Origin of the sequence: Streptomyces sp. CC224B (genome assembly GCF_030010595.1) — a bacterium.
Classification (GTDB): domain Bacteria; phylum Actinomycetota; class Actinomycetes; order Streptomycetales; family Streptomycetaceae; genus Streptomyces; species Streptomyces longispororuber.
In genome coordinates, this window is the sequence record NZ_JASCXL010000071.1 from 21,384 (window position 1) to 48,176 (window position 26,793).

Consider the following 26,793-nt stretch of genomic DNA (forward strand, 5'->3'; position numbering starts at 1 on the left):
CGCTGCTGCCGCCCAAGGCTCAGGCGTCCGCCGGAAGCCCCAACCGGCCGTAGGGGGACGGCAGGAAGAAGCGCGCGACGTCCGCCTCGGACACGTCCGCGAGGCGCGCCGGCGACCACCGGGGCGCGCGGTCCTTGTCGACGACCTGCGCGCGGACGCCCTCCGGGAAGTCCGGCGCGGTGAGGCACGCGCACGACGTGCGGTACTCCTGGCGCAGCACGTCCTCCAGGGACCCGAGGGCGCGCGCCCGGCGCACGGCGGCGAGCGTCACCTTCAGGGACGTCGGCGAGCGCGAGAGCAGCGTCTCCGCGGTCTCCTTCGCGGCGGGCTCGCCACAGGCCAGCAGTCGGTCGACGATCTCCTCCACGGACCCGGCGGCGTAGCAGGAGTCGATCCACTCCCGGTGCGCGGCCAGCTCGCCCCCGGGCGCCGCCTCGGCGTACGCGGCCACCGCCTCGTCCACCTCCCGGTGGGCGAGCGCCGCCACGAAGTCACCGAGCCGCCCGGCCGGGACGAAGTGGTCGGCGAGCCCGCACAGCAGCGCGTCCGCGGGCCCCGCGGAGGCGCCCGTCAGGGCCAGGTGCGTGCCCAGCTCGCCGGGCGCCCGCGCCAGCAGGTACGTCCCGCCGACGTCCGGGACGAAGCCGATGACGGTCTCCGGCATCGCGACCCGCGAGCGCTCCGTGACGACCCGCACGGCGCCGTGGGCCGAGACGCCCACGCCGCCGCCCATGACGTAGCCGTCCATGACGGCGACGTACGGCTTGCGGTAGCGCGCGATGCGGGAGACGAGGAGGTACTCGTCGTGCCAGAAGGCCGCCGACGCCGCGCCGCCGCCCGCGAGGATGTCGTCCCGTACGGCCCGGATGTCGCCGCCCGCGCACAGGCCGCGCTCCCCGGCGCCGGTCACGACGACCGTGGCGACCGTCTCGTCCCGCTCCCAGGCGGTGAGCGCGTCGTCGATGAGGCGGACCATCGTGTGGTCGAGGGCGTTGAGGGCGCGGGGCCGGTTCAGGACGAGGTGGCCCGCGCGGCCCTCGGTGCGGGACAGGACCGGTGGTGCGTCGTGACTCACGGGGTGCTTCCGTCCTTCGTAGGTACGCCCTGGGGTTCGTCCGGGGGTACGTCCGGACGCGCGTCCGGGCGTGCGTCGTCCTGAGCCGGTGGAGCGGCCGGGGCCTGCGCCGGTGGCGGGGCCTCAGCCGGTGGCGGAGCCTGAGGCCGGGCCGAAGCCGGGCCCGGCCGCCCCGGGTCCTGGAACGCCGCGAGGATCCGCTCCGCCGCCGTCGTCGCCGTCACCGTGCCCTCCCGCACGCCCCGTTCCAGCTCGGGCGCGAGCCGGCGTACCTCGGGGTGGGCGTGCAGCCGGCCGAGCAGCTCCTCGCGCACCATCGTCCACGTCCAGTCGACCTGCTGGTCGCGGCGCTTGGCGGCGAGGCGCCCGGTGGTGTCGAGCAGCGCGCGGTGCTGTTCCAGGCGGTCCCAGAGCGTGTCCAGGCCCGTGCCCTCGCGGGCGCTGCAACTGAGCACCGGCGGCGTCCACGCGGCGTCCTTGCCGTGCATCAGGCGCAGCGCGCCCGCCAGTTCACGGGCCGCGGAGCGCGCGTCCCGCTCGTGCGGGCCGTCGGCCTTGTTCACCGCGATCACGTCCGCGAGCTCCAGGACGCCCTTCTTGATGCCCTGGAGCTGGTCCCCGGTCCGCGCCAGCGTCAGCAGCAGGAACGTGTCGACCATGTTCGCGACGGCCGTCTCCGACTGGCCGACGCCGACGGTCTCCACGAGCACCACGTCGTAGCCCGCCGCCTCCATCACCACCATGGACTCGCGGGTGGCCTTCGCGACGCCGCCGAGCGTCCCGGCCGTGGGCGAGGGGCGCACGAACGCCATCGGGTCCACCGAGAGGCGTTCCATCCGGGTCTTGTCGCCCAGGATGGAGCCGCCCGTACGCGTCGACGACGGGTCCACGGCGAGCACCGCGACCCGGTGCCCCAGCGCGGTGAGCATCGTGCCGAGCGCGTCGATGAACGTCGACTTGCCGACACCCGGCACCCCGCTGATGCCCACGCGCCGCGCCCGCCCCGCGTGCGGCAGCAACTGCGTGAGCAACTGCTGCGCGAGCACCCGGTGTTCGGCCCTGGTGGACTCCACGAGCGTGATCGCGCGCGCGATGTGCGCGCGCTTGCCGTCGAGCACGCCCTTCACGTAACTGTCGAGATCGATCCTCGGTGCCATGGGGTCAGCGGCTCACTGCCCGGGCGCGGGTTCGGCGGGCAGCTCGTGGCCGAGGCTCCCGGCGAGCCGCCGTACCAGGTCGTACGCCGCGTCCGGGATGACCGTGCCCGGCGGGAACACCGCCGCCGCGCCCGCCTCGTGCAGGGCGTCCACGTCCTGCGGCGGGATCACACCGCCGACGACGATCATGATGTCCTCGCGGCCCTCGGCGGCCAGCTCCTCCCGCAGCGCGGGCACCAGCGTCAGGTGCCCGGCCGCCAGCGAGGACACGCCCACGATGTGCACGTCCGCCTCGACGGCCTGCCGCGCCACCTCCGCGGGCGTCTGGAACAGCGGGCCGACGTCGACGTCGAACCCCAGGTCGGCGAAGGCCGACGCGATGACTTTCTGGCCCCGGTCGTGGCCGTCCTGGCCCATCTTGGCGACCAGGATGCGCGGCCGGCGCCCCTCGGCCTCCTCGAAGGACTCCACCAGCGCGCGGGTGCGCGACACGGACGGCGACGGGCCTGCTTCGGTGCGGTACACACCCGAGATCGTACGGATCTGGCCCGCGTGCCGCCCGTACGCCTTCTCCAGGGCGTCCGAGATCTCGCCGACCGTCGCCTTCGCGCGGGCCGCGTCCACCGCGAGGGCCAGCAGGTTCCCCTCAAGGCCCGTGCCGGAGCCGCGCTCCGCCGCCGCCGTCAGCCTGGCGAGCGCGTCCTGGCAGGCCGCGTCGTCGCGCTCGGCGCGCAGCCGCCGCAGCTTCTCGATCTGCTGGGTCCGCACCGAGGAGTTGTCGACCTTGAGGACCTCGATCTGCTCGTCGCTGTCGACCCGGTACTTGTTCACGCCGATGACCGGCTGCCGCCCGGAGTCGATCCGCGCCTGCGTACGGGCCGCCGCCTCCTCCACGCGCAGCTTCGGGATGCCCGCGTCGATGGCCTGCGCCATGCCGCCCGCGGCCTCCACCTCCTGGATGTGCTGCCAGGCCCGGCGCGCCAGGTCGTGGGTGAGCCGCTCCACGTACGCGCTGCCGCCCCACGGGTCGATGACGCGGCAGGTCCCGGACTCCTGCTGGATGAGGAGCTGGGTGTTGCGCGCGATCCGCGCGGAGAAGTCCGTGGGCAGCGCCAGCGCCTCGTCCAGGGCGTTGGTGTGCAGCGACTGCGTGTGGCCCTGCGTGGCCGCCATGGCCTCCACGCACGTACGCGTCACGTTGTTGAACACGTCCTGCGCCGTCAGCGACCAGCCCGACGTCTGCGAATGCGTGCGCAGCGACAGCGACTTGGGGTTCTGCGGGTCGAACTGCCTGACCAGCTTCGCCCACAGCAGCCGCGCCGCCCGCAGCTTGGCGACCTCCATGAAGAAGTTCATGCCGATCGCCCAGAAGAACGAGAGCCGGGGCGCGAACGCGTCCACGTCCAGACCCGCCTCCCGCCCGGCCCGCAGGTACTCCACCCCGTCCGCGAGGGTGTACGCCAGCTCCAGGTCGGCCGTCGCCCCGGCCTCCTGGATGTGGTAGCCGGAGATCGAGATGGAGTTGTAGCGCGGCATCTTCTGCGAGGTGTACGCGAAGATGTCGGAGATGATCCGCATGGACGGCTTGGGCGGATAGATATAGGTGTTGCGGACCATGAACTCCTTGAGGATGTCGTTCTGGATGGTCCCCGCCAGCTTCTCCGGCGGCACGCCCTGCTCCTCGGCGGCGACGATGTACAGCGCGAGCACCGGGAGCACCGCGCCGTTCATCGTCATCGACACGGTCATCCGGTCCAGTGGGATGCCGTCGAAGAGCTGCCGCATGTCGTAGATCGAGTCGATGGCCACGCCCGCCATGCCGACGTCGCCGGTCACCCGCGGGTGGTCGCTGTCGTAGCCGCGGTGCGTGGGCAGGTCGAAGGCGACCGACAGGCCCTTCTGCCCGGCGGCCAGGTTGCGCCGGTAGAAGGCGTTCGACTCCTCGGCTGTGGAGAACCCCGCGTACTGGCGGATCGTCCAGGGCTGGTTGACGTACATCGTCGGGTACGGGCCGCGCAGGTACGGCGCGATGCCCGGGTACGTGCCCAGGAAGTCCAGGCCCTCCACGTCCGCGCCGGTGTACAGCGGCTTGACCGCGATGCCCTCCGGGGTCTCCCAGAGCAGGTCGTCCGCGTCCTTGCCGGTGACCGCCTCGACGGCGGCGCGCCACTGCTCGGCGGAGCCCCGCGGCGGCGCGTCCGCCTCCAGGCCGATGCCGGAGAAGTCGGGGATCGTCATGGCGCCACTCCCATGAGGTCGAGGGTGGAGGACAGGACGGCGACGGCGTCACAGCCCGCGAAGACGTACGCGTCCACGCCGTCGTACTCGCCGGGGCGCCCGGCGAGGAACACCCGCTCGGCGCCCGCCGCCCTCAGCGCGGCGGCCACCCCGGCCGCCTCCTCCGCGTACAGCGCGTCGCTGGAGCACAGGCACGCGATCGTCGCGCCACTGGCCCGGAACGCCTCCGCGGCCGTGCCGGCGGTCACCGACACCGGGTCGTGGACGGGCTCGACGCCACCCGCCTGGAACAGGTTCGCCGCGAACGAGACCCGCGCCGTGTGCGCGGCGGCCGGGCCGAGCGCGGCCAGGAACACCTTCGGCCGGGCGCCGGTCGCCGCCAGGTGCGCGTCCGAGCGGGCCCGCAGCGCCTCGTACGCCTCGTCGCGGCGCACCCGCGGCAGGCCGCCCGTCGGCCCGGCGGGCGCGGGCTCGCGCTCGACGGGCTTCTCCGCGAGGTTCGGGAACTCGCTCACGCCCGTGACCGGCTCCCGGCGCTTCGCCAGCCTCTTGCTCCGCTCGGCCCAGGTCGCCGCGAGCCGCTCGCCGAGCATCCCGGAGCGCAGCGCCGCCGCCTGGCCGCCCGCGCGCTCGATGTCCTGGAAGAACGCCCAGGCCGCAGCGGCCAGTTCGGCGGTCAGCCGCTCCACGTACCAGGAGCCGCCCGCCGGGTCGACCACCCGCGCCAGATGCGACTCCTCCAGGAGGATCGTCGAGGTGTTGCGGGCGATCCGGCGCGCGAACGCGTCCGGCAGGCCGAGCGCGTGGTCGAACGGCAGCACCGTGACCGCGTCGGCGCCGCCCACACCGGCGGCCAGGCACGCCACCGTCGTCCGCAGCATGTTCACCCACGGGTCACGGCGGGCCATCATCACCGGCGAGGTGACCACGTGCTGCCGCTGCGCGCCCGCGCCCGCGTCGCCGCTCGCCTCGGCCACCCGGGCCCACAGGCGCCGCGCCGCACGCAACTTGGCGATGGTCAGGAACTGGTCGGCGGTGGCCGCGTACCGGAACTCGAGCTGCGCGCAGGCCTCTTGAAGCGGAAGCCCCGCATCCGTGAGCAGCCGCAGATACGCCACACCGGTGGCGAGCGACGCGCCCAGCTCCTGCGCGGCGGAACCGCCCGCCTCGTGGTACGGCAGCGCGTCCACGGTCAGCGCCCGCAGCCCGCCGTACTCGCGCCCCAGGCGCCGCGCGAGCTCCACGGCCGCGTCCGCGCCCAACTCCGCGCCCGTACGCGCCTCGTGACCCAGCGGGTCGGCGCCCAGGTTGCCGCGCACCGCGCTCTTGGCGACCCCCGCCGCCTCGACGAACCCGAGGAACGCGTGCGCCGCCGGCTCGTACTCCGCCCCGGCGTCCAGCACCACCGGCGCCAGGTCCAGGTACACGCCGTCGAGCGCCCGCTCCAGACCGGACACGGGCAGCGCGTCCGGGCCGAGCGCCAGCCACAGCGACGTGACCCCGTTCTCCAGGTCGGCGAGGACGGACTCGTTCGTCCGCGCGGGATCACCCGTCGCGTGCCGCTGCCGTACGTCCCAGCCGGTCGCCGCCCCGCCGACGGCGGAACCGCCCCGGACGAACGGCGCGAAACCCGGATGGCCGACGTCGGCCACGGCGTCACGGGCGGTGTACAGGGGCCGGGTGGTGAGCCCGTCCTCGAGCGCGGTGGACAGCGCTTCCTCGGCCGCCGCCCCCGATACGTCCTTGCCCGACTTGCGCAGTACGCCCTCCACCAGGCGCTGCCACTGCTCATGGGTCGCATCAGGGAAATCGGCGGCCAGCGAAAGCCCGTCGTCAGGCAGGACCGTCATGGTCCGATGCTAGGGCGGAATCCCTACCTCAGGCCGGGGCACCGCTGTGACCTTGCACTCTTCGGATCCTCTTGAACTCGGACGGGCGGGCCGGTATTGCCGGTCGTCACGCACCGGATCTCAGGGGTGACGTGGGGTTGCGCAGGGGTGTGGCCGCCGCGGGGTGCGGGGATAGTGGGAAGGGGGCGCGTGCGCGGAAGGCGTTCCCTCTTCCGCCGCGCGGGGTACTGCGCCAGGGCGTTCCCTCCGCCGCGCGGGGTACTCGGGTGCGACCGACCCGAACTCTTCCGGAAGGAGCGGACGATGAGCTCCGACAGTGGCAGCGGGCCCGCCGGCCCAGGCAAGCGGATCGTGGTCACCGGCGCCACCGGCAACGTGGGCCTGAGCGTGGTGCGCGCCCTCACCGCGGACCCCTCGGTGAACTCCGTCCTGGGCCTGGCCCGCAGACTGCCCGACGAGAAGACGGCCGGGGCCGAGTGGGCGTCGGTGGATCTGGGGGCGTCGGGCGGTCCGGGTGGCTCCGGTGGTCAGAGCGGCTCGGGCGGTCAGGGTGAACCTTTCGAGGGTGACCCCGAGCGGGCCGCCGTGGCGGAGCTCGCGGAGCACTTCGCGGGCGCCGACGCCGTCGTGCACCTCGCCTGGCAGCTCCAGCCCGCCCGGGACCCGGCCACCACCTGGCGGACCAACGTCCTCGGCAGCGTCCGCGTCTTCCGCGCGGTCGCCGCAGCGGGGGTGCCCGCCCTCGTGTACGCGTCGTCGGTCGGCGCCTACTCGCCCGGCCCCAAGGACCGGGCCGTCACCGAGGCCTGGCCGACGCACGGCTGGCCCGAGGCGGCGTACTGCCGGGAGAAGGCCTACCTGGAACGCGTGCTGGACGCCTTCGAGCGCGAGCACCCGCAGATCCGCGTGGTGCGCATGCGGCCCGCCTTCCTGTTCAAGGAGGAGTCGGCGAGCCAGCAGCGCAGGCTCTTCGCCGGCCGCTTCAAGCCCGGGCAGCTCGCCCGGCCCGACCTGCTGCCCGTCCTGCCGGACATCCCCGGCCTGCGGATCCAGGCCCTGCACACCGAGGACGCCGCCCGCGCCTACCGGCTCGCCGCCCTCGGCGACGCACGCGGCGCCTTCAACCTCGCCGCCGACCCGCCGCTGGACGCCCAGGTCCTCGGCGAGCTCTTCCACGCCCGCGTCGTACGGGTGCCGCGCCGCGCGGCCCGCTCCGCGCTCGCGGCGGCCTGGGGACTGCGCCTCGTCCCGGCGTCCCCGCAGCTCTTCGACGCGGTCCTGCGACTGCCCGTGATGGACTGCGCCCGGGCCCGCGCCGAACTGGGCTGGCGCCCCGAACACACCGCCACCGAAGCGGTGGAGGAACTGCTGCACGGCATGCGCCACGGCGCCGGCGCGCCGACACCGCCGCTGACCGGGCGCGCGGTGGGGTGACGTCGGCCAGGGGAGTGACGTCGGACAGTGGGGTGACGTCCCGTATCCGTCGCGGCCGCAGTGGGCCGCGACCCGTCCGAGGAGGACGACCATGACCGGGCGACGTAGCCCAGAGCCCGCGGAGGTGGCGCGTGCCCTGCTCGACGCGCACGGGCTCACGTACGCCGAGGAGGCCGGGATCCGGCTGCGCGACACGCCCCAGCCGCTGTACCAGCTCCTCGTCCTGGCCGACCTGCTCAGCGCCCGCATCCGCGGCGCCACGGCCGTCGCGGCGGCCAAGGAGCTCTTCGCCGCCGGGATGCGCGACGCGCGGCGCATGGCCGAGGCGTCGTGGCAGCAGCGCGTGGACGCCCTGGGCCGGGGCGGCTACCGCCGCTACGACGAGCGTACGTCCACCCAGCTCGGCGACGGCGCGCTGCTCGTCCTGCGCGAGTACGGCGGCGACCTGCGGCGGCTGCGCGAACGCGCCGGGGACGACACCACCGAGCTGAGCCGTCTGCTGCGGCAGGTGCCCGGCATCGGCCCGACCGGCGCCGACATCTACCTGCGCGAGGCCCAGGACGCCTGGCGGATCGCCCCGTACTTCGACACCAAGGCCCTGCGCGGAGCACACCGGCTCGGCCTGCCCGAGGACCCGCGGGTGCTGGCACGGCTGGTCCCGGACGACCGGTACGCGGCCTTCGCGGCGGCGCTGGTCCGCGCGGCCCTGGACAAGGCGGTGGCGGAGAGCGTACGGGAGCGGGCGAGCGCCTGACGGGGACGTGGCACGCGGGGTGGCCGGGGCGGCCGGGGCGGACGGGGTGGACGGCGGTGGGACGTGGCACGCGCGGCGCCGGGGCGGCACGGCGCCGGGGTGGCACGGCGGCGGGACCGGGCGGCAGGGCGGGGTGGCAGGTGGCGGTGGGCGCTCAGGGGTGGGGCGCGCGGTGTTCCAGGGCCAACGCGTGACGCAAGCTGATACAGCTACCGATGCGGCCCCGTGTGGTTTGGCCCGGAACTGCCGGGATACGCGACCGCCGGAACGACCACCGCAGAGCCGACGAGGAGCGAGGATGAGCGACCGGGGCCAGAACAAGACCGGAGCCCTGCGGGACGACGAGCTGAAGAAGGAGATGCGCGGCCAACTCCTGAGCGGCCACGAGACACGGACTCTCGAGGAACTCGAGCTGGAGCCGTCCGGCGAGGACCGGCCCGTGGCCGACCCGGTGCCCGCACCGCCCCGCCCGGGCTCGACACCGCCCGGCATGACCCCCAGGGAAGTGGAACTCCGCGGCGAACTCGCCCGCCACCTGAACCGCCGCGTCTACCCCGCCCACCGCGACGAGCTGGTACGCAGCCTCCGCGACAACCACGCACCGGACCGGCTCGTGGACCTCGCGACCCGGCTCCCCGCGGACCGCCGCTACGCCAACGCCCAGGAGATCGTCCAGGAGCTCGGCGCCGCGTGAGGACGCACGGCACCACGGGCCCGGCCCCCTGCCGCCCCCGGCACGTAAGGGTGGCGTCAACTCCCCGCGCACCGCCGTATGAGAGCTGTCAAGAGCGCCGACGGAGCGGCGGGCGGACGCTTGGCTGCACGGGAACGCACTGGATCCGTGGGCCCGTTCCGCCTCCGCCGACGTCGGCCGTGGGCCTGGCCCGCCCGCACTGTCAGGAGGCGGCACAGCGATGACCCGGGTGCTGGTGGTCGAGGACGACCCGCAGCTCGTACGGGCTCTGGAGATCAATCTCAAGGCACGCACGTACGCGGTGGACGCGGCGGTCGACGGGGCCACGGCCCGGCGTCTGGCCTCGGCACGGCCCCCGGACGTGGTGCTCCTCGATCTCGGGCTGCCCGACATGGACGGTCTCGACCTGATCGGCTGGTTACGCGGGTTCAGTCGCGCGCCGATCCTCGTCGTGTCCGCCCGCCAGGCCTCCGACGAGAAGGTCGCCGCGCTCGACGCGGGCGCCGACGACTACATCCCGAAACCCTTCAGCATGGACGAACTCCTCGCCCGGCTGCGCGCCGCGGCCCGCAGGACCCGGCCCACGGACGGCGAGGAGCAACCCGCCGTCATCGAGACGCCGGGCTTCACCCTCGACCTGCCGGCCAAGAAGGCGCAGCGCGCGGGAAGTCCCGTACGCCTCACACCGACCGAGTGGCACCTCCTGGAAGTCCTCGTCCGCCACCGCGGCCGCCTGGTCACCCAGCAGCAACTCCTCGGCGAGGTATGGGGCCCCTCGCACCGCACCCGCACCAACTACCTCCGCGTCTACATGGCCCAGCTCCGCCGCAAACTCGAACCCGACCCGTCCCACCCACGGCACCTCATCACCGCACCCGGCATGGGGTACCGGTTCGAGGAGTGAGAGCCCGGGGGAGCGGGCGCGCCGTGCGCGGGCCGGTGGCGGCGCGCGCCCCCGGGTCCTGGCGGAAGCACCGCGGCGGGCGGTGTGGCCACCGGGTCCTGGCGAGGCACTGGGGCGGGCGGCGTGGCCGCCGGGTCCTGGCGAGGCACTGCGGCGAGGCACTGGGGCGAGGCGGGGGGTGCGGGCAGCGCGGGCGGGCGCGGTGGAGGGCATGGCCATGACCGCGACTACGGCCGCGACGGCGGACTGCGGGCTGTGGGCGCGGCGGGTCCGCCTCAGGAGCCGTCCGCCAGGTCGACCACCACCGCCGCGTGGTCCGACGGCCACACGCCGCCCACCGGCCCGTCCCCCGCACGCCGCACCGCGAGCACGCGCCCCGCACCGGCGGGACCCGGCGGCCCCACGTGCACGTAGTCGATCCGCACACTCGGCCCGAAGGATGCCGCCACATACGGGTTCGCCATGTCCCAGGTCGCTGACGGCGCACCCGGCTCCGCATACTCCCAGGCATCGATCAGGACGTGGCCGGGCACGGCGGGCGCCGTCCGGTACCCGCCGAGCAGCCGTATCTCGTCGGAATCCGGAAAGGCGTTGAAGTCACCCGTCACCACGGGCGGGAACGGTGTGCCCCCGCCGCGCTTCGCGACGAACTCCACGAGCGCCGCGACCTGCGCGCACCGCACCGCCGACGCGTACGGCGGCGACGTCAGATGTGTCGTGAAGAACGGTACGTCCCCTCCCGGCGCGGCCAGCCGCGTGAACAGCACCGCCCGCCCGTCGTCCGGCCCGTCCGGCGCGGGCAACTGCGCCACCGCCCGCTCCACGACAGGCCAGCGGCTGAGCACCGCGTTGCCGAAGCCCGTCCCCGGCTCACCGGCCCGCCGCTGCCATTCCCCGGGCGCACGCGACGGCTCCCATGTCCAGTGCAGGCCCAGTGCTTCCGCAAACCACCGCGCGAGGTTTTCACCGTCCCGCTCCCACACCTCCTGGAGGCCGACGACGTCGGGCCGCAGCTCCCGCAACACCGTGAGCAACGCCGCGCGCCGCCGCTCCCACGGCCCGAACCTCCACCACACGTTCCACGTGAGTACCCGCACCCGCGTCCTCCCCCCTTGCCCCCAGGCCCCCTTGCCCCCAGGTCCCCCTTGGTCCCTGGTCCCTTTGTCTCCTTGCCTCTTTGCTCCCTGGTGCCCTTGTCTCCTTGCCCGCTTGTCTCCTTGTCCGCCACCGGCCCCACCGACCCCGCCGACATCCCTGGCCCCGACCACACCGACCACATGCACGCGGCCCTTCGCGCGCCCCTTGGCGCGCACCGCTCGCACGGTGCGTTCACTCGTTCCGGGCCCGTGGACCGGCAGGAACGTCAGCAGAGTGTCAGCGTGCGCCCGTTCCCCGTCAACGGAACGTCATGGACGGTCGGTTGGCACGCCGTGCCGGGCATAACGTCACCATGTGGCCGGTGCCCGCCACCGGGCCCCAGGCGCCCTCGCCACCACCGAGCCCGTGGCGCCCCACAACCGACGACGGCCTCGGCCGAGGCCGCTCAAGGAGGAACCCCATGACCCGGCAACTGGTGTCCGGCGAAGACCCCGAGCCCGCCGAACGCGGCCCGGCCGGACCCCTGTTCATCCCCGTCCGGCCGGGACCCGCGGGCTGCGTCGCCCGCCTGTTCCGCACCCCCCTCGGCGGTCGTACCGCCGTCGCCTTCACCTCGGCCCAGCGCCTGACGGCCACGCTCGGCTCCCGGCAGCCCTGGATCCGTCTCTCCGAACCCGCGCTGCGAGCCCTCACCGAACCCCTGGGCGTCGCCCACGTCACCGTCGACCCACGACTCACCGACGCCACGCCGACCGCCCCCCGGCCCTCGGCCCCTGCCACCTCTCCCGTCCCCGTGCCCACTGTGGCACCCCGTCGCCCCACACCCTGGCGGGAACGGGACCCGGAGGCCGTGGCTGCCCTGCGCACCACGGGGGCCACCGCCCTGGTCGGCGCGCCGACCGCCTGGCTCGGCTGAAACGGCGAGGTGACGACATGAAGACGACGAGACCCCACGAGGAACCCGCCATGCCCCTGGCCGATCTGCCCCCGGCCCCCACCCACACCGCGGCCGACGCGCCCCTGGACGCCGCCGACGACCTGACCGTCTGGCCGCACACCACCACACGCCTTCCCCACGGCGACCTCTCCGTCGGCGGCGTGGCCCTCACCGAGATAGCCGACCGCTTTGGCACTCCGGCCTACCTCCTCGACGAGGACGACGTACGCGACCGCTGCCGCACCTACCTCCACGCCTTCCCGGACACCGACGTGCTGTACGCGGCCAAGGCGTTCCTGTGCCGCGCCATGGCCCACTGGGTCGCCGAGGAGGGCCTCGGCCTCGACGTGTGCTCCGCCGGCGAACTCGAACTCGCCGTCACCACCGGCTTCCCCGCCGACCGCATCCTGCTGCACGGCAACGCCAAGAGCCCCCAGGACCTGCACACGGCGCTGCGCCTCGGCGTCGGCCGCATCGTCATCGACAGCGCCTCCGAAATCGCCCGCCTCGCCGCGGCCGTGCCTCGCGGCAGCCGCCAGAAAGTCCTCGTACGGGTCGTGCCGGGCATCGCCGCGGGCGGCCACAGCAAGATCCGCACCGGCACCGAGGACCAGAAGTTCGGCCTGTCCATCACCGACGGCTCCGCCCAGCACGCCGTCGCCCGCATCCTCGACCAGCCCGGCCTCGAACTCGTCGGCCTCCACTGCCACCTCGGCTCCCAGATCACCACGGAGAAGCCTTACCTGTGCGCCGTACGGCGCCTGGTCGGCCTCATGGCACGCATCAAGGACCACCACGGCGTCACCCTGCCCGAACTGGACCTCGGCGGCGGCCACGGCATCGCCTACCGCCCCGGTGAGGACGCCCTCGACATCACCACCCTCGCCCGCAAGGTCCGCGCCGAACTGACCGAGAGCTGCGCGGCCGCCGGCCTCCCCGTGCCCCGCCTGCTCGTCGAACCCGGCCGCGCCATCGCCGGACCCGCCGGTCTCGCCCTCTACCGCGTCCTGTCCGTGAAACGCACCGGGGACCGCACCTTCGTCGCCGTCGACGGCGGCATGAGCGACAACCCCCGCCCCGCCCTCTACGGAGTGCGCTACCTGCCGCGCCTCATCGGACGCCGCTCGACGGCCGCCCCCGCCACCATGACCGTCGTCGGGCGGCACTGCGAAGCCGGAGACGTACTCGCCGCCGACGTCCACCTGCCGGGCGACACCCGCCCCGGCGACCTCTTGGCCGTACCCGTGGCCGGCGCCTACCACCTGTCGATGGCCTCCGGGTACAACTTGGTCGGCCGCCCACCGGTCATCGCTGTCAAGAACGGCCACGCCCGGCTCCTGGTGCGCCGCGAGTCCCTGGAGGACTTCCGCAGCCGGGACGTCGGGCTCTGACGCCCACGGGACGGGCCGCCGCTGCCCCGCCGGCTCCGGACGGCCCCTCCCCATGGCCTCCGTCCCCCTCTCACGACCCGAGGAACCGCAGGATCGCCAGGACCCGACGGCTGTACCCGGTCGCAGCCGTCAGCTCCAACTTGTCGAAGATCGCGTTCACATACTTCTCCACGGCACTCTGCGACACGTGCAACTGCTCCGCGATCGCCGCGTTCGTATGCCCCTGCGCCATCTTGCCCAGCACCTCACGCTCCCGGTCCGTCAGCCGCGACAGCGGATCGGCATGACTGCTGAACGTCAGCAACTGGCGTACCACCTCCGGGTCGAAAGCGGTACGGCCCGCCCCGACCCGGTCGAGCGCGTCCAGGAACTCGTCGACCTGCACCACCCGGTCCTTCAGGAGGTAGCCGACCCCCTCGGTGGCCGTCGTCAACAGATCCGTCGCATACCGCCGCTCCACGTACTGCGACAGCACCAGAACCCCCGTACCCGGCCACGAACGGCGGATCTCCAGAGCCGCACGCAGCCCCTCGTCGGTGTGCGTGGGCGGCATCCGGACATCGACCACCGCCGCGTCCGGCGGGTCCGCCGCGATCGCGTCGAGCAGCGCCCGCGCGTCCCCCACGGACGCCGTCACCTCGTGCCCCTCGTCGGCGAGCAGCCGGGCCAAACCCTCACGCAGCAACGTCGAGTCGTCAGCGAGCATCACACGCACGGCAACTCCGCGGTAATCACAGTGGGACCTCCGGCCGGACTGGCCACACTGAACCTACCGTCCAACGCGGCGACACGACGCGTCAGGCCCAGCAGGCCACCACCTCCCGGATCGGCACCACCCCGGCCGTCGTCCTCGACCCGCAGCCGCAACACCCCCTCGTCGTCCTGCGCGCGCACCGTGACCAGACTCGCCCCCGAGTGCTTCACCGCGTTCGTCACCGCCTCGGCGGCGACGAAGTACGCGACCGCCTGGGCGGCCTGCGGCGGCGTGACCCGCAGTTCGCAGTCCAGCCGCACCGGTATCGCGGCCCGCTCCGCGACCGTCTCCAGAGCGGCGGCGAGCCCACCCTCGTCCAGCGCCGCTGGATACACACGCCACGCCACCTCCCGCAGCTCCACCAGGGCCTGCTGACTCTCCTCGTGCGCCTGTCTCAGCAGCGCCGCCGACTTCTCCGGATCCGGCGTCCGCCGTGCCCGGCCGAGGAGCATGCCCAGGGCGACCAGGCGCTGCTGCACCCCGTCGTGCAGATCCCGCTCGATGCGACGCCGCTCGTCGTGCACGGCCTCCACGACCCCGGCCCGGCTCTCCGCCAGCTCCCCGATACGGAGCTGCATCCGCTGGCGGACGCTGGGACCCAGGAAGTGCCGCGCCAACCGCTCGTCCATCAACGCCACCGCCCGCAGGCCCTGCGTGGACAGGAACAGCAGGAACAGCCCGCCGAAACCGGAAGGCGCCATGGCGACCACCCATCTGTCCAGGTCGATCACGAGCCAGCCCCACAGCAGCAACGAGGCATAAGCACCACCGACCAGGGCGCAGGACAGGACCATCCCGCCGAGCAACCCCACCGGCCAGCGCGTGGCCACGAAAGCGAGCGCGGGCGCGCCCTTCGTCGGCGGGGCTATCTCCGCGCCGTACCACCGGGCCATCCGGCGCCGCTGCGCCTCCGCCCACGCACGGGCGACCCGGGCGAGCAGCCCTCGCTCGCCGCGCCCCGCTCCCGACCGCCCGAGCGTCAGGAGCAGCCAGAGGCCCGACGCCAGAGTGAGCACCAACTCGGCGACGGCGCTGAGGAGTCCGAGCAGCACGCCCACGGCGACGCGCAGCCGGCGACTGAGAAAGCTTCGCATGCTTGATCACGCTAGCCGAGCGGCGGTCCGGGCGGACTGCGGAAAACCGCACAGCTCACTGCGGGCCACCGCAGGCGCCGGCTGCGGCGCCCCGCAGGGCCCCGCTGTGGCCGCCCACAGGGAAGTCTGCGGCGTCCCTCATACCGCCGTGGCCTGCACCTTCGTACCGTCGTATGCATGATCCTCATTGCCGAGCGCGCACTCGCCGCGCACCTCACCACCACCCGCGCCGCCAGCTCGTCCGAAGCTCCCGCGGGCGGTATCGCGGGCTGGGCCGCCGACCTCATGGACTCCCTCGGCGCGGCGGGCGCCGGCGCGGCCGTGGCACTGGAGAACCTCTTCCCGCCCCTGCCCAGCGAAGTGATCCTGCCGCTCGCCGGATTCGCCGCGAGCCAGGGCAAGTTCAGCCTGCTCGCGGCCCTGCTGTGGACCACGGCCGGTTCCGTCGTGGGAGCCCTCGCGCTCTACGCGATCGGGGCCCTCCTCGGCCGCGACCGCACCATCGCCATAGCCGCCCGGCTGCCCCTGGTGAAGACGTCCGACATAGAAAAGACAGAGGCGTGGTTCACCCGCCACGGCACCAAAGCCGTGTTCTTCGGCCGCATGGTGCCCATCTTCCGCAGTATGATCTCGATACCGGCGGGCATCGAGCGCATGCCGCTCCCCGTCTTCCTCGGCCTGACCACCGCGGGCAGCCTCATCTGGAACGGCGTGTTCGTGCTCGTCGGCCACGCCCTCGGCAGCCGCTGGCACGAGGTCACGGACCTGGTCGGCCTCTACTCCAAGGCCGTGCTCATCGTGGTGGCCGTCGTCGTCCTGGTCTTCGTCGTAGTACGCATACGCACAGCAGGCCGCGGCACACACCGGGCACGGACCTGACGGTGCCGGGCGCGCACCACGTTTGCCAAGCCCGACACCTGGGGCGAGCCCAACGCCACGACCGTGCGGGCCAAGCGGGGTGCGCCGCGGGTTCCGCCGGACCAGGCGTGAAGGACCGAAATTGAGCTGGTGGCCGTCAGACGAAGAAGGCGTTCATCCCGGGCACGTCGGAGAGATAGGTCTCGATACTCGCGATCTTGCCGTCGCGGAGCCGGCAGACCGTGGCGAGGTATTCGTCCAGCACGGCGTCTTCCCGGTGCGCCGTGTTGTGCAGGGAGAGCGCCATGTTCTCCCTGCTGACCAGGAGGTGCAGCAGCTCGAAGTTGAGGCCGTACGACGCTATCTGCCGAGCGCGCTCCACCACGGCGTCGGCGCCGTCCGCCGTGCCGGAGATGGTGTTGTCGCCCGGCAGGGTCCAGGTGGCGTCGTCGTGCAACAGGGCACGGATACCGTCCCAGTCGCCCGAGACGAGGGCCTGGTGGAAGGTGCGACCGAGGGCGAGGGCGGCTTCGTTGGTGGACATGGTGCTCCCTTCGGATAGCGCTAAAGCAGTGATCTCCGCTTTAGTGCGACTGTAGGCGCACTGCCCGTTAAGGCGCAAGTCTTTGCTTTAAGGTGGAGGGGTGAACGCTGACGCATCGACGAAGCGGCCCGGCGGCCGTAGCAGCCGCGTCCGTGCCGCCGTACACAGCGCCGTGGTCGCGCTGGTGGCAGAGCGCGGCGCCGACCAGGTGACCCTCCCCGCTGTGGCCAAGCGAGCCGGGGTCAACTCCAGCACCCTCTACCGACGCTGGGGCACGCTCGCCGCGCTCCTGGCCGACGTCGCCGAGCACCGCGGTGATGACGGCGCGCCCCCGCTCGTCGGTGATCTGTGCACCGACCTGGAGAACCAGGCGGCCTGGACACTGAAGGAACTGTCCCGGCCCGGCGGCATCGCGTTCTTCCGCGCCGAGGTCGCGCCCGACATCGACGAGCGGCACGCGGGACTGCGCGAGTGTCTGCGGAGGGTCAGTGCGCGTTTCAGCCTCGCCCTCGACGCGGCGCGGGAGCGCGGGGAGGCCCCGCCGCCCCCGTCTCTGGAGCAGATCCTGGACCGGCTCGTGGCGCCGCTCTACTTTCGGGTGGTCTTCTCGATTCCCGGTACGGACGAGGCGTACGTCCGCGGCCTTGTCTCAGAACTGCTCGGGGAGGCCCGGCTTGAGTCTTGACCTTCGCTCGGCTCCTCGTTCCAGCGGAACCCGCCCGGAGCCGCGCATGCCCCGGGCCCCGCAGGAAGAGGTCGCGGAACGCCTGCGGGGCAGCCGGGTGGCACGCTGCCGTTTCGCCTCTTGTCCTCTGCCTGGTCCGGCGGATCCGCAGGAGTACACCGCGAAGAGGGGGTCAGCGAGTCGGCCTGAGGTGAGGGGAACTGAAGCTCAGAGAATCGCTCCAGGCGTGTACGCGGCGGCTTCGGGACGCTCCTTGAGCACTGCCTCGATCTGGGCGACGACCGCGGCGACCTGGTCGCCGGCGGCGCCGGTGAACGACAGCTTGTCGGCCATCAGCTCATCGAGCTGCCCCCGGTCCAGCGGGATACGGGAGTCCGCGGCCAGCTTGTCGAGCAGCTCGTTCCGTTCGACTCCCTGCTCACGCATCGCGAGGGCGGCGGCGACGGCGTTCTCCTTGATCGCCTCGTGCGCCTCCTCACGGCCCACGCCCGCCCGCACCGACGCCATCAGCACCTTGGTGGTCGCCAGGAACGGCAGGTAGCGGTCCAGCTCACGGGCGACGACGGCGGGGAACGCGCCGAACTCGTCGAGCACCGTCAGGAACGTCTCGAGCAGTCCGTCCAAGGCGAAGAAGGCGTCGGGCAGGGCCACGCGGCGGACGACGGAGCAGGACACGTCGCCCTCGTTCCACTGGTCGCCCGCGAGTTCGGCGGTCATGGAGGCGTAGCCGCGCAGGATGACCGTCAGGCCGTTGACGCGCTCGCAGGACCGGGTGTTCATCTTGTGCGGCATGGCGGACGACCCGACCTGGCCGGGCTTGAAGCCCTCGGTGACCAGCTCGTGCCCGGCCATCAGACGGATCGTCTTCGCCAGGGACGACGGCGCGGCGGCGAGCTGCACGAGGGCGGTGACGACCTCGTAGTCGAGAGAGCGCGGGTAGACCTGGCCGACGGAGGTGAAGGCGCGGTCGAAGCCCAGGTGCGTGGCGATGCGGCGCTCGAGGTCGGCGAGCTTGCCGGCGTCGCCTCCGAGGAGGTCGAGCATGTCCTGCGCGGTGCCGACGGGGCCCTTGATGCCGCGCAGCGGATAGCGGGAGAGGAGGTCCTCCAGGCGCCGGTAGGCGACGAGCAGCTCGTCGGCGGTGGTGGCGAAGCGCTTGCCGAGGGTGGTCGCCTGCGCGGCGACGTTGTGGGAGCGGCCCGCCATGACCAGCTCCGCGTACTCACCCGAGAGGCGGCCGAGCCGCGCGAGCACCGCCACGGTGCGGTCGCGCACCAGCTCCAGGGAGAGCCGGATCTGGAGCTGCTCGACGTTCTCCGTCAGGTCGCGGGAGGTCATGCCCTTGTGGACGTGCTCGTGACCGGCGAGGGCGTTGAACTCCTCGATCCGGGCCTTCACGTCGTGACGCGTGACCTTCTCGCGCTCGGCGATGGAGGCGAGGTCGACCTGGTCGAGGACGCGCTCGTAGTCGGCGAGCGCCGTGTCCGGCACCTCGATGCCGAGGTCCTTCTGCGCCCGCAGCACGGCGAGCCAGAGCCGGCGCTCCAGCTTGACCTTCTGCTCGGGCGACCAGAGCGTGGCGAGCTCGGTGGAGGCGTAACGCCCGGCGAGGACGTTCGGGATACGGGGCTTGGCAGGCGCAGCAGTCACAGTCGGCCATTCTACTGGCGGTTTCTGCAGGCCAGCGCCATGGCCGGGTTCGTCTGAACCTACGAGGGGGAGGGGCCCCACCCGGCCCCACCCCCAGGCAGCGGCTACCGCAGTGTGTAGCCGCCGTCCGGATACAGAGTCGAGCCCGTCGTGTAGCCGTTGCCGAAGAGGTACAGGACGGCGTGGGCGATGTCGTCCTCGGTGGCCAGGCGGTGCAGGAGGGTGTCGCGGCGGTACTGGGCGAAGGCCTGCTCGCGGGCCTCGGCGGGGCGGCCCTGCCAGAGGTTGCCGTCGACGGTGCCGGGGGAGACGACGTTGACGCGGACGGGGGCGAGTTCGACGGCGAGACCCCGGCCGAGGCCTTCGAGGGCGGCGTTGCAGGCGGCGTAGGCCGGGGCGGGGCCCGGGGGGCGGGCGCCCGCGGCGCCGGACATCAGGACCACGGAGCCGTCGGCCGCGAGCTTGGGCGCGGCGAGCCGTACCGCGTGGTACTGGCCCCAGAACTTGGACACGAAGGGGCTTTCGGCGTCTTCGTCGCTCAGTTCCAGCATGGGGCCGACCTGGTAGGTGCCTGCTGTGGTGAGGAGGTGGTCGACGCGTTCCAGGGGCTCGAAGAAGGCGGCGAGGGACGGGCGGTCGGTGACGTCCACCGTGCGCCAGGTCGCCGCGTCGCCCAGGTCCCGGGCCGCCGTGGCGAGACGTTCCGCGGACCGTCCGCCGAGGACCACCCGGGCCCCGGCCGCGACTGCCTGGTGGGCGACGCGCAGCCCGATGCCGGAGGCGCCGCCGATCAGGACGACGGTGCGGTCACGCAGGTTGTTCGCAGCCGATCCGGGGGAGGGGGTGGGGCCAGTAACCGGAGGTGGAGTGGTCATGGGGCGTTCCTTGGCGTGGGGGAGGCGTCGGGATCAGTTGATCACTACTGCCTTGTCGCCAACGGCCCTCTCTTCGCGGCTATTCCGGCGGCCCTTCCCCCCCCGGCCAATCTCCCGGTAGGAACTCCAGCAGGACCTTCCCCTTCCCGCGGCTGTCCGGCGTACGGAACGGTCGGCGGGCGGGGGCTCAGGCCGGGTCCGGCTCCACGCGCTGCCAGTCCTGGACCGGGCCGGGCTTCGTGGGGTCGGTCGGCGTGACCCAGAAGGCGCGGCCCGTGGCCGGGTCCACGTGGGCGCCCGTCCTGCCGTCGCCGGAGGAGCGGCCGGTGAGGCGGCGGCCGATCCACGGGCCCAGGTGCTGCCTGGCGAAGCGGACATCGGCGACGCGGCGCGATGCCCAGGCGGGCCGGGCGCCCGGGGGCAGCGGGGTCCGCCAGTCCTCCTCGGCGGCGTGGCCGAGCGTCTGCCACACCGCCTCGGCGACCCTGCGGTGCCCCTCTGCCGTCAGGTGCAGCCGGTCCACGTCCCAGAGCCGCTGGTCGCCGAGGGACGCCGCCCCGTACAGGTCGACGACGACCGCGCCGTGGCGGTCCGCGAGATCGTCCACGTACGAGAACAGTTGCTCCATGCGCGGGCGGAAGCGTTCCAGGACCGGGCCCTGGCGGCCGGGGCTGCGCATCAGGACGAGCTGCTTGCAGGACGGGGCGAGGGTCTCCACGGCCTGTTCGAGCAGGGCGCGTACGCGGCCCATGTCGCACTTCGGTCGCAGTGTGTCGTTCAGGCCGCCCACCAAGGTGATCACGTCGGCGCCGAGCGCGGCGGCCACCCCGACCTGCTCCTCGACGATCTGCCCGATGAGCTTGCCGCGTACGGCCAGGTTGGCGTACCGGAAGCCGGGGGTGCGGGCGGCGAGGCGTTCGGCCAGGATGTCCGCCCAGCCGCGGTAGCTGCCGTCCGGCAGCAGGTCGGACATGCCCTCGGTGAAGGAGTCGCCGACCGCGACGAGGCTCGTGTACTTAGCATTGATCTCCATGGCGGCATCGATGGTAACGCGCCCCTCCCGCCGACGAACGGGCCGCCGGCACCTGTCCAGAGCAGCCGCCAGTACCTGTCCAGAGCAGTCCCGAGCCCCGGCCCCCTCGCCCCGGCACACCCGGCCCCACCGCCCTGGGCAGCACCACCCGCAGACCGCTCCGGCACTCCGGCCCCACCCCCCCTCAGCCACTCATGAAGCGCCCGCTGTGCTCCCCGGACAGGCGGCCCGCCGGTACCCGGCGGCCGAACGCGGCGAGCAGCAGATCCTGCCCGGCCCCGTGCAGCGGTGCGCCGGAGCCGCCGGACCAGTCCAGGTCGTCGGCGCAGAGCCGTACCCCGGTGAGGTCGGCGCCGAAGAATCTGGCGCTCTTGACCGTGACGTGGTCGAGAAGGATCCGTACGCGGTCCTGCGGCACGCGCCGGTCCAGGCCGAGCGCCACCGTGATGTCCAGGCCGTGCACCACGTCGTGGCCGAGCGCGCCGGCGAGGCCCCCGACGGGCGGGGTCCACGGGTGGTGCGCGTGTTGGCGCAGGAAGCCCGCGAGCTCCGTCGTCCCGTATGCCGCCGCGTCGGCGCGGGCGCACCGGTCCGTCATGCGGTGCAGACGGCCGCCCGCCTTGAGGAGTTCCCACAGGACGCGGGGAAGCGGATACCGGAAGCCGAGGGACATGTGTGCCGCGACCTCGCGCACCCGCCAGCCCGCACAGAGCGACGGCGCCTCCCACTGCTCGGGCGCCAGACCGTCGAGGAGGTCGGCGAGCTCATGGCGCTCCGCGGCGATGGCGGCCCGTATGTGCTGCTCGGAAGCGGTGGCCTGACCTGTGCTCCGTGTGTTCCCCATGCGTCCAAGATCCTCGGGGCGGAGCCATAAGTCCAAGAGCTGGTACGTCTCGTGACTAGCATCCTCCGTTATGGAACTTCGGCAGCTCCGGTACTTCCTGACCGTCGTGGAGGAGGCCAATTTCACCCGGGCCGCAGCCCGGTTGCACGTGGCGCAGCCGGGGGTGAGTGCCCAGGTGAGGCAGTTGGAGCGGGAGCTGGGCCAGCGGCTCCTCGACCGGTCGGGCCGGACGGTGACGCTGACGGAGGCCGGTGCGGCGGTGCTGCCCTACGCGCGCGCGGCGCTCGCCGCCGTGGAGGGGATGCGGCAGACCGCCGACGAGTTCACCGGGCTGCTGCGGGGCCGCGTGACCCTCGGCGTGGTCTCGGGGGCCGCCACGAGCGCGTTCGGCGTCGCGGCGCTGCTCGCCGACTTCCACGACGACCACCCGGGCGTGGAGGTCGCCCTCACCGAGGACACCTCGGACCGCATGCTGGCCGCCTTGCGCGGCGGTGAACTCGACCTCGCCCTGCTGGGGCCCACGACCGAGGACCCGCCGCCGGGCATCGACTGGGAGATCGTCCTCGACACACCGCTGGCGGCGGTCGTGGCCGCGTACGACCCGCTGGTCGCGTACGCGGAGGGGCGGACGGGCCGCGCGGAGGCGGGAAGAGGAACCGATCCGACGGCGGACGGCCAAGGCCAAGGCTGCCCTGAAGCGCACGGCCAAGGCCAAGGCCGCCCCCCGGCGAGCAGCTGCACCCGCACGACCACAGGCCGCCGCGACACCTCGGCGGGCACGGCCGGTACGACCCCTGCGGCCACAGGCGGCCCGTCCCGCGCGACCGATGTGACCCCTGCGGCCACAGGCGGCCCGGCCCGCTCGACCGATGCGACCCCTGCGCCCACAAGCGGCCCGGCCCACACGGCCGGTACGACCCCCGCGGCGGCGACCGCACCGTCCCCGGTGCCCCGCCCGCTGCCCCTGGCGGCGCTCGCCGGGCGCCCCCTCATCAGTCTGCCGCGCGGCACCGGTCTGCGGGCGACGTTGGAACGGGCCTGCGCGCGGGCCGGTTTCACGCCGCGGGTCGCCTTCGAGGCGGCCGCTCCCGAGGTGCTCGCGGAGCTCGCCGCGCGGGGCCTGGGGGTGGCGGTCTTCCCCGCGTCGGAGGCGGAGGTCGAGGCGCTCGGCCTGCGGGCGCTGCCGTTCGCCGAGCCGTGCCCGCGCGGCCGGATCGCCTTGGCCCGCCGGGCGGACGGCCCGGAGGCCCCGGCCGCGCGCGCCTTCCTGACCCGCCTCCGCGCGGCCCTGGCGAACGGCAGCGGCACGGAACCCGTCCGGAACCCCGGCCCCGCCACCGGGCCCGCGAACGGGGACGGCCGCGCCTCCGTCCCGTGACGGAAGCGCGGCCGTGCTCCAGGCGCCGGGGTCAGGCCCTCTCACCGGGCCGGTCCCCACGTCCTCACACCGGTTGCCCGAACAGCTCCCGCAGCACGTCCTCCATGGTGACCATCCCGGCCAGGCGGCCGTCGGCGCCGAGGACGGCCGCCACGTGCGTACGGCTGCTCCGCATGGCGGAGAGCACGCCGTCCAGCGGCGTCGTCTCGCGGACCCGGGCGATCTGCCGCATGTCCGCCACCCGGAACGGCAGGTCGCGCGGCGTCACCTCCAGCGCGTCCTTCACGTGCAGATAGCCGACGATGCGCCGGCCCTCGTCCACGACGGGGAAGCGCGAGAAGCCGGACTCGGCTGACAGGCGTTCCAACTGCTCGGGGGTGACGCCGACGCGGGCGTACACCACCCGCTCCAGGGGCAGCACCACGTCCCGCACGGGGCGGCGGCCCAGCTCCAGGGCGTCGTGCAGCCGTTCCTGCGCGCGGTCGTCGATGAGCCCCGCCTCGCTGGAGTCCTGCACCATGCGGGCCAGCTCGGCGTCCGAGAAGGTCGCCGCGACCTCGTCCTTCGTCTCGACGCGCAGCAGCTTCAGGATGCCGTTGGCGAACGCGTTGATCGTGAAGACCAGCGGGCGCACCGCGCGGGCCAGCGTCACCAGGGGCGGGCCGAGCAGCAGCGCGCTGCGCACCGGCTCGGCGAGCGCGACGTTCTTCGGGATCATCTCGCCGAGCAGCATGTGCAGATACGTGGCCACGGCCAGCGCGATGACGAACGAGATGGGGTGGACCAGTCCGTGCGGTACGCCCACCGCGTCGAACAGCGGCTCCAGGAGGTGCGCGATCGCGGGTTCGGCGACGACACCGAGCACCAGGGTGCACAGCGTGATGCCGAGCTGCGCCGCCGCCATCAGCGCGGAGACGTGCTGCAGGCCCCACAGCACGCTCTTGGCGCGCCGGTCGCCCTCCTCGGCGTACGGCTCGATCTGGCTGCGGCGCACGGAGATGAGCGCGAACTCGGCACCCACGAAGAAGGCGTTGACGACGAGCGTCGCCAGGCCGATCAGTAGCTGGATGGCGGTCATCGGCCCTCCGCCCCCTTTCCGTCCTGTCCGGCCTTCAGATCCCGCTCGCTGTGCCGGGTGTTACGCGAGCGCCCGAAGCGCCCAGTGTTACCGGAGCGCCCAGTGCTACCGGAGCCCCCAGAGTGCCCAGCGGAGTGCCCGTCGTCCCGTGCGGCCCCGGCGTTCCCCTCGGCCCTGTCCCCGTCCCTGCCCCTGTCCCCGTTCCTGTCCCTGTACCCGTGCAGGTCTCCGCCCCCGTACTCGTCCCCGTACCCGCCCCCGTCGTCATCGTCGTTCTCCGACAGCGGCGCGCGCATCAGCACGCGCGCGGCGCGGCGGCCGCCGGCGTCCACGACCTCCAGGTGCCAGCCGCCGACCTCGACGCGGTCGCCGACGGCGGGGATGCGGCCGAGCTCCGTCGCGACGAGCCCGGCGAGCGTCTCGTACGGGCCGTCGGGCGCGCGCAGGCCCACGCGGGCCAGCTCGTCGGTGCGGGCGGCGCCGTCCGCCGAGTACAGCGTCCGGCCGTCGGCGTCGGTGCCGGCGGCGGCCAGGTCGGGCGTCTCGTGCGGGTCGTGCTCGTCGTGCACCTCGCCGACGACTTCCTCGACGATGTCCTCCAGCGTCGCGACCCCGGCCGTGCCGCCGTACTCGTCGATGACGACGGCCATGGTGCGCTTGCCGGAGAGCCGGTCGAGGAGCCGGTCGACGGTCAGGGACTCCGGTACGAGCAGCGGCTCGCGCATGAGTTCGCTGACGGGTACGCGGGGCCTGCGCTCGGCGGGCAGCGCGATGACGTCCTTGATGTGGACGACGCCGACGACCCGGTCGAGGGACCCCTGGTAGACGGGGAAGCGGGACAGACCGCTCGCGCGGGTCGCGTTGGCGACGTCCTGGCAGGTGGCCTGGGCCTCCAGGGCCATGACCTGCACGCGCGGCGTCATCACGTTCTCGGCGGTGAGGTCGGCGAGGTTCAGCGTACGCATGAACCGCTCGGCGGCCTCGGCCTCCAGGGCGCCCTCCTTAGCGGAGTGCCGGGCGAGGGCCGCGAGCTCCTTGGGGCCGCGCGCGGAGGCCAGCTCCTCGGCGGGCTCCAGGCCCATACGGCGTACGGCGCGGTTCGCGGTGTTGTTCAGGTGCGTGATGAAGGGGCGGAAAGCGGCGCTGAAGACCCGCTGGAAGGTCGCGACGCGCTTGGCGATGGGCAGCGGCGAGGAGATCGCCCAGTTCTTGGGCACCAGCTCGCCGACGACCATGAGGAAGACGGTGGAGAGCGCCGTGCCGAGCACGAGGGCGACGCTCGACGCGGCCCCCTCGGGAACGCCGACGGCGGCGAGCGGGCCCTCGATCAGGTCGCCGATCGCCGGTTTGGCCAGCATGCCGACGACCAGGCCGGTCACGGTGATGCCGAGCTGGGCGCCGGAGAGCTGGAACGTGAGGTTCTTGACCGCCTTGAGCGCGCTCGCGGCGCCGCTCTCGCCGCGGTCCACCGCACGCTCCAGTTCGCTGCGCTCGACGGTCGTGAGCGAGAACTCCGCCGCGACGAAGAGGCCGCACGCGAGCGACAGCAGTACCGCCACCAGGAGAAGGAGCGCTTCGGTCATCGGGTCACCTCCGTCCCATGATCGGTCAGGGGCGTGGTGAATGCGCGATGTCGGGTACTGGGAGGCTCGCCCATGGGCGGACGCTCACACCTTTCGTGGGGGTGACAGAGGTTCTTCTCATGTTAAAGGGTCGGCAAAGCGGTAGCGGAGCGTAACGTTCAGTGGCGGCCATGGCCCAGGCCGTGGTCCCGGCCACGGCCCAGGCCAGGGCCGGGGCCATTGCGGCTCCCTGGCCGGGACCCCCTAGTCGGGAAGGGGCTTCACCCAGCGGCTCCACTGCGGCTCGGGCCCGTACCCGGCGGCGCGCCAGGCCTGGTGGGCCCGCTCGTTGCGGTCCAGCACCATCGCGTCGGCGCGGCGCCCGCCGAGCGCGGCGAACCGCTCCTCCGCCGCGGTGAGCAGCGCCGAGCCGATGCCGCGCCGCCGCCGGTCCGGGTGGACGGCGAGCCGGTACAGATGGCACCGCCAACCGTCGAAGCCCGCGATCACCGTGCCCACGAGTTCGCCGTCGCACTCGGCGAGCAGCAGCGCCTCGGGGTCACGCGCCACGAGCCGCTCCACCCCCGTACGGTCGTCGCTGATGCTGGTGCCTTCCGCGGCCGCCTTCCAGAAGGCGAGCACCGCGTCCAGATCGTCGGCCGAGGCGGGGCGTATACGTGGTTCGTTCATGCCCCGCATCTCATCACCCTGCCTCCCCCCGCCATCCGGATTTCCAGGATCCGGACAGCGCCACGTCGTCCCGCGCCCGCCGCCGCCAACGCCTCATGCGCACGCCGGTACCCGTACGCGCACGGCGTATGCACGCGGTACGCCACTCCGGCGCGGCGGGGCGGGGCGCGGCGGGGCGCGGCGCGGCGGGGCGCGGCGGGGCCGGGCCAGGCCGGG

Annotated in this window: 24 protein-coding genes; 9 read left to right on the forward strand and 15 right to left on the reverse strand. The window is 73.5% G+C overall.

Features of this window, described 5'->3' with window-relative positions:
• Positions 1-19 precede the first annotated feature (19 nt).
• From QK440_RS26225 to mutA, 4 genes are read right to left on the reverse strand one after another with little or no spacing between them, the layout of a single operon-like run.
• Complete coding sequence (locus tag QK440_RS26225) at positions 20-1,075, reverse strand: enoyl-CoA hydratase/isomerase family protein (RefSeq protein ID WP_282795679.1); 1,056 nt, start codon at positions 1,073-1,075, stop codon at positions 20-22.
• Complete coding sequence (gene meaB / locus QK440_RS26230; RefSeq protein ID WP_282795680.1) at positions 1,072-2,232, reverse strand: methylmalonyl Co-A mutase-associated GTPase MeaB; 1,161 nt, start codon at positions 2,230-2,232, stop codon at positions 1,072-1,074. The genes QK440_RS26225 and meaB overlap by 4 nt, the downstream gene beginning before the upstream one ends.
• A 12-nt stretch (positions 2,233-2,244) precedes the next feature.
• Positions 2,245-4,470, reverse strand: a complete 2,226-nt coding sequence (gene scpA / locus QK440_RS26235; protein WP_282795681.1) for a methylmalonyl-CoA mutase — start codon at positions 4,468-4,470, stop codon at positions 2,245-2,247.
• The gene (mutA, locus tag QK440_RS26240; protein ID WP_282795682.1) at positions 4,467-6,320 is read right to left on the reverse strand and encodes a methylmalonyl-CoA mutase small subunit; all 1,854 of its coding nucleotides are present in this window, start codon (positions 6,318-6,320) and stop codon (positions 4,467-4,469) included. Before mutA ends, scpA begins: the two co-directional genes overlap by 4 nt.
• Before the next feature lie 303 nt (positions 6,321-6,623).
• On the opposite strand from mutA, the gene QK440_RS26245 reads away from it, so the two are divergent.
• The 4 genes from QK440_RS26245 (at position 6,624) to QK440_RS26260 (ending at position 10,106) form a co-directional block, all read left to right on the forward strand.
• On the forward strand, positions 6,624-7,754 hold the full coding sequence (locus QK440_RS26245; RefSeq protein WP_282795683.1) for an NAD-dependent epimerase/dehydratase family protein: 1,131 nt from the start codon (positions 6,624-6,626) through the stop codon (positions 7,752-7,754).
• Between the two features lie 91 nt (positions 7,755-7,845).
• Positions 7,846-8,508, forward strand: coding sequence for an endonuclease (locus tag QK440_RS26250; RefSeq protein WP_282795684.1), 663 nt, complete (start codon positions 7,846-7,848; stop codon positions 8,506-8,508).
• Positions 8,509-8,806: 298 nt separating this feature from the next.
• Positions 8,807-9,202, forward strand: coding sequence for a DUF2795 domain-containing protein (locus QK440_RS26255; protein WP_282795685.1), 396 nt, complete (start codon positions 8,807-8,809; stop codon positions 9,200-9,202).
• Positions 9,203-9,422: 220 nt separating this feature from the next.
• The gene (locus tag QK440_RS26260; RefSeq protein WP_282795686.1) at positions 9,423-10,106 is read left to right on the forward strand and encodes a response regulator transcription factor; all 684 of its coding nucleotides are present in this window, start codon (positions 9,423-9,425) and stop codon (positions 10,104-10,106) included.
• A 275-nt stretch (positions 10,107-10,381) separates the two neighbouring features.
• Here the strand turns inward: QK440_RS26260 and QK440_RS26265 are convergent, their stop codons facing one another.
• The gene (locus QK440_RS26265; RefSeq protein WP_282795687.1) at positions 10,382-11,203 is read right to left on the reverse strand and encodes an endonuclease/exonuclease/phosphatase family protein; all 822 of its coding nucleotides are present in this window, start codon (positions 11,201-11,203) and stop codon (positions 10,382-10,384) included.
• 461 nt (positions 11,204-11,664) lie between these two features.
• Between QK440_RS26265 and QK440_RS26270 the strand changes: the two genes are divergently transcribed.
• Positions 11,665-12,120 (forward strand): SAV_915 family protein, encoded by a 456-nt coding sequence (locus QK440_RS26270; protein ID WP_282795688.1) that lies wholly within the window; start codon positions 11,665-11,667, stop codon positions 12,118-12,120.
• A 50-nt stretch (positions 12,121-12,170) separates the two neighbouring features.
• A complete protein-coding gene (gene lysA / locus QK440_RS26275; RefSeq protein ID WP_282795703.1) occupies positions 12,171-13,532 on the forward strand; it encodes a diaminopimelate decarboxylase in 1,362 nt (453 codons plus the stop codon).
• Between the two features lie 70 nt (positions 13,533-13,602).
• Here lysA and QK440_RS26280 read toward each other — a convergent pair whose 3' ends face one another.
• Together QK440_RS26280 and QK440_RS26285 are read right to left on the reverse strand one after the other, a co-directional pair.
• Positions 13,603-14,238 (reverse strand): response regulator transcription factor, encoded by a 636-nt coding sequence (locus tag QK440_RS26280; RefSeq protein ID WP_282795689.1) that lies wholly within the window; start codon positions 14,236-14,238, stop codon positions 13,603-13,605.
• Positions 14,238-15,380 carry a histidine kinase gene (locus QK440_RS26285; RefSeq protein WP_282795690.1) on the reverse strand — a complete coding sequence of 381 codons (1,143 nt, stop codon included), beginning with the start codon at positions 15,378-15,380 and terminating at the stop codon, positions 14,238-14,240. The genes QK440_RS26280 and QK440_RS26285 overlap by 1 nt, the downstream gene beginning before the upstream one ends.
• 177 nt (positions 15,381-15,557) lie before the next feature.
• Between QK440_RS26285 and QK440_RS26290 the strand changes: the two genes are divergently transcribed.
• On the forward strand, positions 15,558-16,259 hold the full coding sequence (locus QK440_RS26290; RefSeq protein WP_282795691.1) for a DedA family protein: 702 nt from the start codon (positions 15,558-15,560) through the stop codon (positions 16,257-16,259).
• A gap of 136 nt (positions 16,260-16,395) precedes the next feature.
• Here QK440_RS26290 and QK440_RS26295 read toward each other — a convergent pair whose 3' ends face one another.
• Positions 16,396-16,782, reverse strand: a complete 387-nt coding sequence (locus QK440_RS26295) for a nuclear transport factor 2 family protein (protein WP_282795692.1) — start codon at positions 16,780-16,782, stop codon at positions 16,396-16,398.
• A gap of 100 nt (positions 16,783-16,882) precedes the next feature.
• Here QK440_RS26295 and QK440_RS26300 point away from each other — a divergent pair, with 100 nt between their 5' ends.
• Entirely contained in the window at positions 16,883-17,467 is a 585-nt protein-coding gene (locus QK440_RS26300) for a TetR/AcrR family transcriptional regulator (RefSeq protein WP_282795693.1), read from the forward strand.
• Positions 17,468-17,674: 207 nt separating this feature from the next.
• Here QK440_RS26300 and purB read toward each other — a convergent pair whose 3' ends face one another.
• From purB to QK440_RS26320, 4 genes are all read right to left on the reverse strand, one after another.
• A complete protein-coding gene (gene purB, locus QK440_RS26305; RefSeq protein WP_282795694.1) occupies positions 17,675-19,117 on the reverse strand; it encodes an adenylosuccinate lyase in 1,443 nt (480 codons plus the stop codon).
• Between the two features lie 104 nt (positions 19,118-19,221).
• Positions 19,222-19,992 carry an SDR family oxidoreductase gene (locus tag QK440_RS26310; protein WP_282795695.1) on the reverse strand — a complete coding sequence of 257 codons (771 nt, stop codon included), beginning with the start codon at positions 19,990-19,992 and terminating at the stop codon, positions 19,222-19,224.
• A gap of 187 nt (positions 19,993-20,179) precedes the next feature.
• A complete protein-coding gene (locus QK440_RS26315) occupies positions 20,180-21,025 on the reverse strand; it encodes an SGNH/GDSL hydrolase family protein (RefSeq protein ID WP_282795696.1) in 846 nt (281 codons plus the stop codon).
• A 184-nt stretch (positions 21,026-21,209) separates the two neighbouring features.
• On the reverse strand, positions 21,210-21,869 hold the full coding sequence (locus QK440_RS26320) for a maleylpyruvate isomerase family mycothiol-dependent enzyme (protein ID WP_282795697.1): 660 nt from the start codon (positions 21,867-21,869) through the stop codon (positions 21,210-21,212).
• A 70-nt stretch (positions 21,870-21,939) separates the two neighbouring features.
• On the opposite strand from QK440_RS26320, the gene QK440_RS41465 reads away from it, so the two are divergent.
• Entirely contained in the window at positions 21,940-23,247 is a 1,308-nt protein-coding gene (locus tag QK440_RS41465; protein WP_349239320.1) for a LysR substrate-binding domain-containing protein, read from the forward strand.
• Positions 23,248-23,311: 64 nt separating this feature from the next.
• Here the strand turns inward: QK440_RS41465 and QK440_RS26335 are convergent, their stop codons facing one another.
• From QK440_RS26335 to QK440_RS26345, 3 genes are all read right to left on the reverse strand, one after another.
• The gene (locus QK440_RS26335) at positions 23,312-24,325 is read right to left on the reverse strand and encodes a hemolysin family protein (RefSeq protein WP_282795698.1); all 1,014 of its coding nucleotides are present in this window, start codon (positions 24,323-24,325) and stop codon (positions 23,312-23,314) included.
• On the reverse strand, positions 24,322-25,908 hold the full coding sequence (locus tag QK440_RS26340) for a hemolysin family protein (protein WP_282795699.1): 1,587 nt from the start codon (positions 25,906-25,908) through the stop codon (positions 24,322-24,324). The genes QK440_RS26335 and QK440_RS26340 overlap by 4 nt, the downstream gene beginning before the upstream one ends.
• Before the next feature lie 243 nt (positions 25,909-26,151).
• Complete coding sequence (locus QK440_RS26345; protein ID WP_282795700.1) at positions 26,152-26,577, reverse strand: GNAT family N-acetyltransferase; 426 nt, start codon at positions 26,575-26,577, stop codon at positions 26,152-26,154.
• Between the last annotated feature and the right edge of the window lie 216 nt (positions 26,578-26,793).

What these genes read in the sequence shown, in the direction of transcription:
- QK440_RS26340 (WP_282795699.1), bottom strand. Translation starts at nt 25,908, where the DNA reads ATGACCGAAGCGCTCCTTCTCCTGGTGGCGGTACTGCTGTCGCTCGCG.
- QK440_RS26290 (WP_282795691.1), top strand. Translation starts at nt 15,558, where the DNA reads ATGATCCTCATTGCCGAGCGCGCACTCGCCGCGCACCTCACCACCACC.
- meaB (WP_282795680.1), bottom strand. Translation starts at nt 2,232, where the DNA reads ATGGCACCGAGGATCGATCTCGACAGTTACGTGAAGGGCGTGCTCGAC.
- QK440_RS26295 (WP_282795692.1), bottom strand. Translation starts at nt 16,782, where the DNA reads ATGTCCACCAACGAAGCCGCCCTCGCCCTCGGTCGCACCTTCCACCAG.
- QK440_RS26315 (WP_282795696.1), bottom strand. Translation starts at nt 21,025, where the DNA reads ATGGAGATCAATGCTAAGTACACGAGCCTCGTCGCGGTCGGCGACTCC.
- lysA (WP_282795703.1), top strand. Translation starts at nt 12,171, where the DNA reads ATGCCCCTGGCCGATCTGCCCCCGGCCCCCACCCACACCGCGGCCGAC.
- QK440_RS26245 (WP_282795683.1), top strand. Translation starts at nt 6,624, where the DNA reads ATGAGCTCCGACAGTGGCAGCGGGCCCGCCGGCCCAGGCAAGCGGATC.
- QK440_RS41465 (WP_349239320.1), top strand. Translation starts at nt 21,940, where the DNA reads ATGGAACTTCGGCAGCTCCGGTACTTCCTGACCGTCGTGGAGGAGGCC.
- QK440_RS26255 (WP_282795685.1), top strand. Translation starts at nt 8,807, where the DNA reads ATGAGCGACCGGGGCCAGAACAAGACCGGAGCCCTGCGGGACGACGAG.
- QK440_RS26335 (WP_282795698.1), bottom strand. Translation starts at nt 24,325, where the DNA reads ATGACCGCCATCCAGCTACTGATCGGCCTGGCGACGCTCGTCGTCAAC.
- QK440_RS26310 (WP_282795695.1), bottom strand. Translation starts at nt 19,992, where the DNA reads ATGACCACTCCACCTCCGGTTACTGGCCCCACCCCCTCCCCCGGATCG.
- QK440_RS26250 (WP_282795684.1), top strand. Translation starts at nt 7,846, where the DNA reads ATGACCGGGCGACGTAGCCCAGAGCCCGCGGAGGTGGCGCGTGCCCTG.
- mutA (WP_282795682.1), bottom strand. Translation starts at nt 6,320, where the DNA reads ATGACGGTCCTGCCTGACGACGGGCTTTCGCTGGCCGCCGATTTCCCT.
- QK440_RS26270 (WP_282795688.1), top strand. Translation starts at nt 11,665, where the DNA reads ATGACCCGGCAACTGGTGTCCGGCGAAGACCCCGAGCCCGCCGAACGC.
- QK440_RS26260 (WP_282795686.1), top strand. Translation starts at nt 9,423, where the DNA reads ATGACCCGGGTGCTGGTGGTCGAGGACGACCCGCAGCTCGTACGGGCT.
- QK440_RS26345 (WP_282795700.1), bottom strand. Translation starts at nt 26,577, where the DNA reads ATGAACGAACCACGTATACGCCCCGCCTCGGCCGACGATCTGGACGCG.
- QK440_RS26285 (WP_282795690.1), bottom strand. Translation starts at nt 15,380, where the DNA reads ATGCGAAGCTTTCTCAGTCGCCGGCTGCGCGTCGCCGTGGGCGTGCTG.
- QK440_RS26320 (WP_282795697.1), bottom strand. Translation starts at nt 21,869, where the DNA reads ATGGGGAACACACGGAGCACAGGTCAGGCCACCGCTTCCGAGCAGCAC.
- scpA (WP_282795681.1), bottom strand. Translation starts at nt 4,470, where the DNA reads ATGACGATCCCCGACTTCTCCGGCATCGGCCTGGAGGCGGACGCGCCG.
- QK440_RS26280 (WP_282795689.1), bottom strand. Translation starts at nt 14,238, where the DNA reads ATGCTCGCTGACGACTCGACGTTGCTGCGTGAGGGTTTGGCCCGGCTG.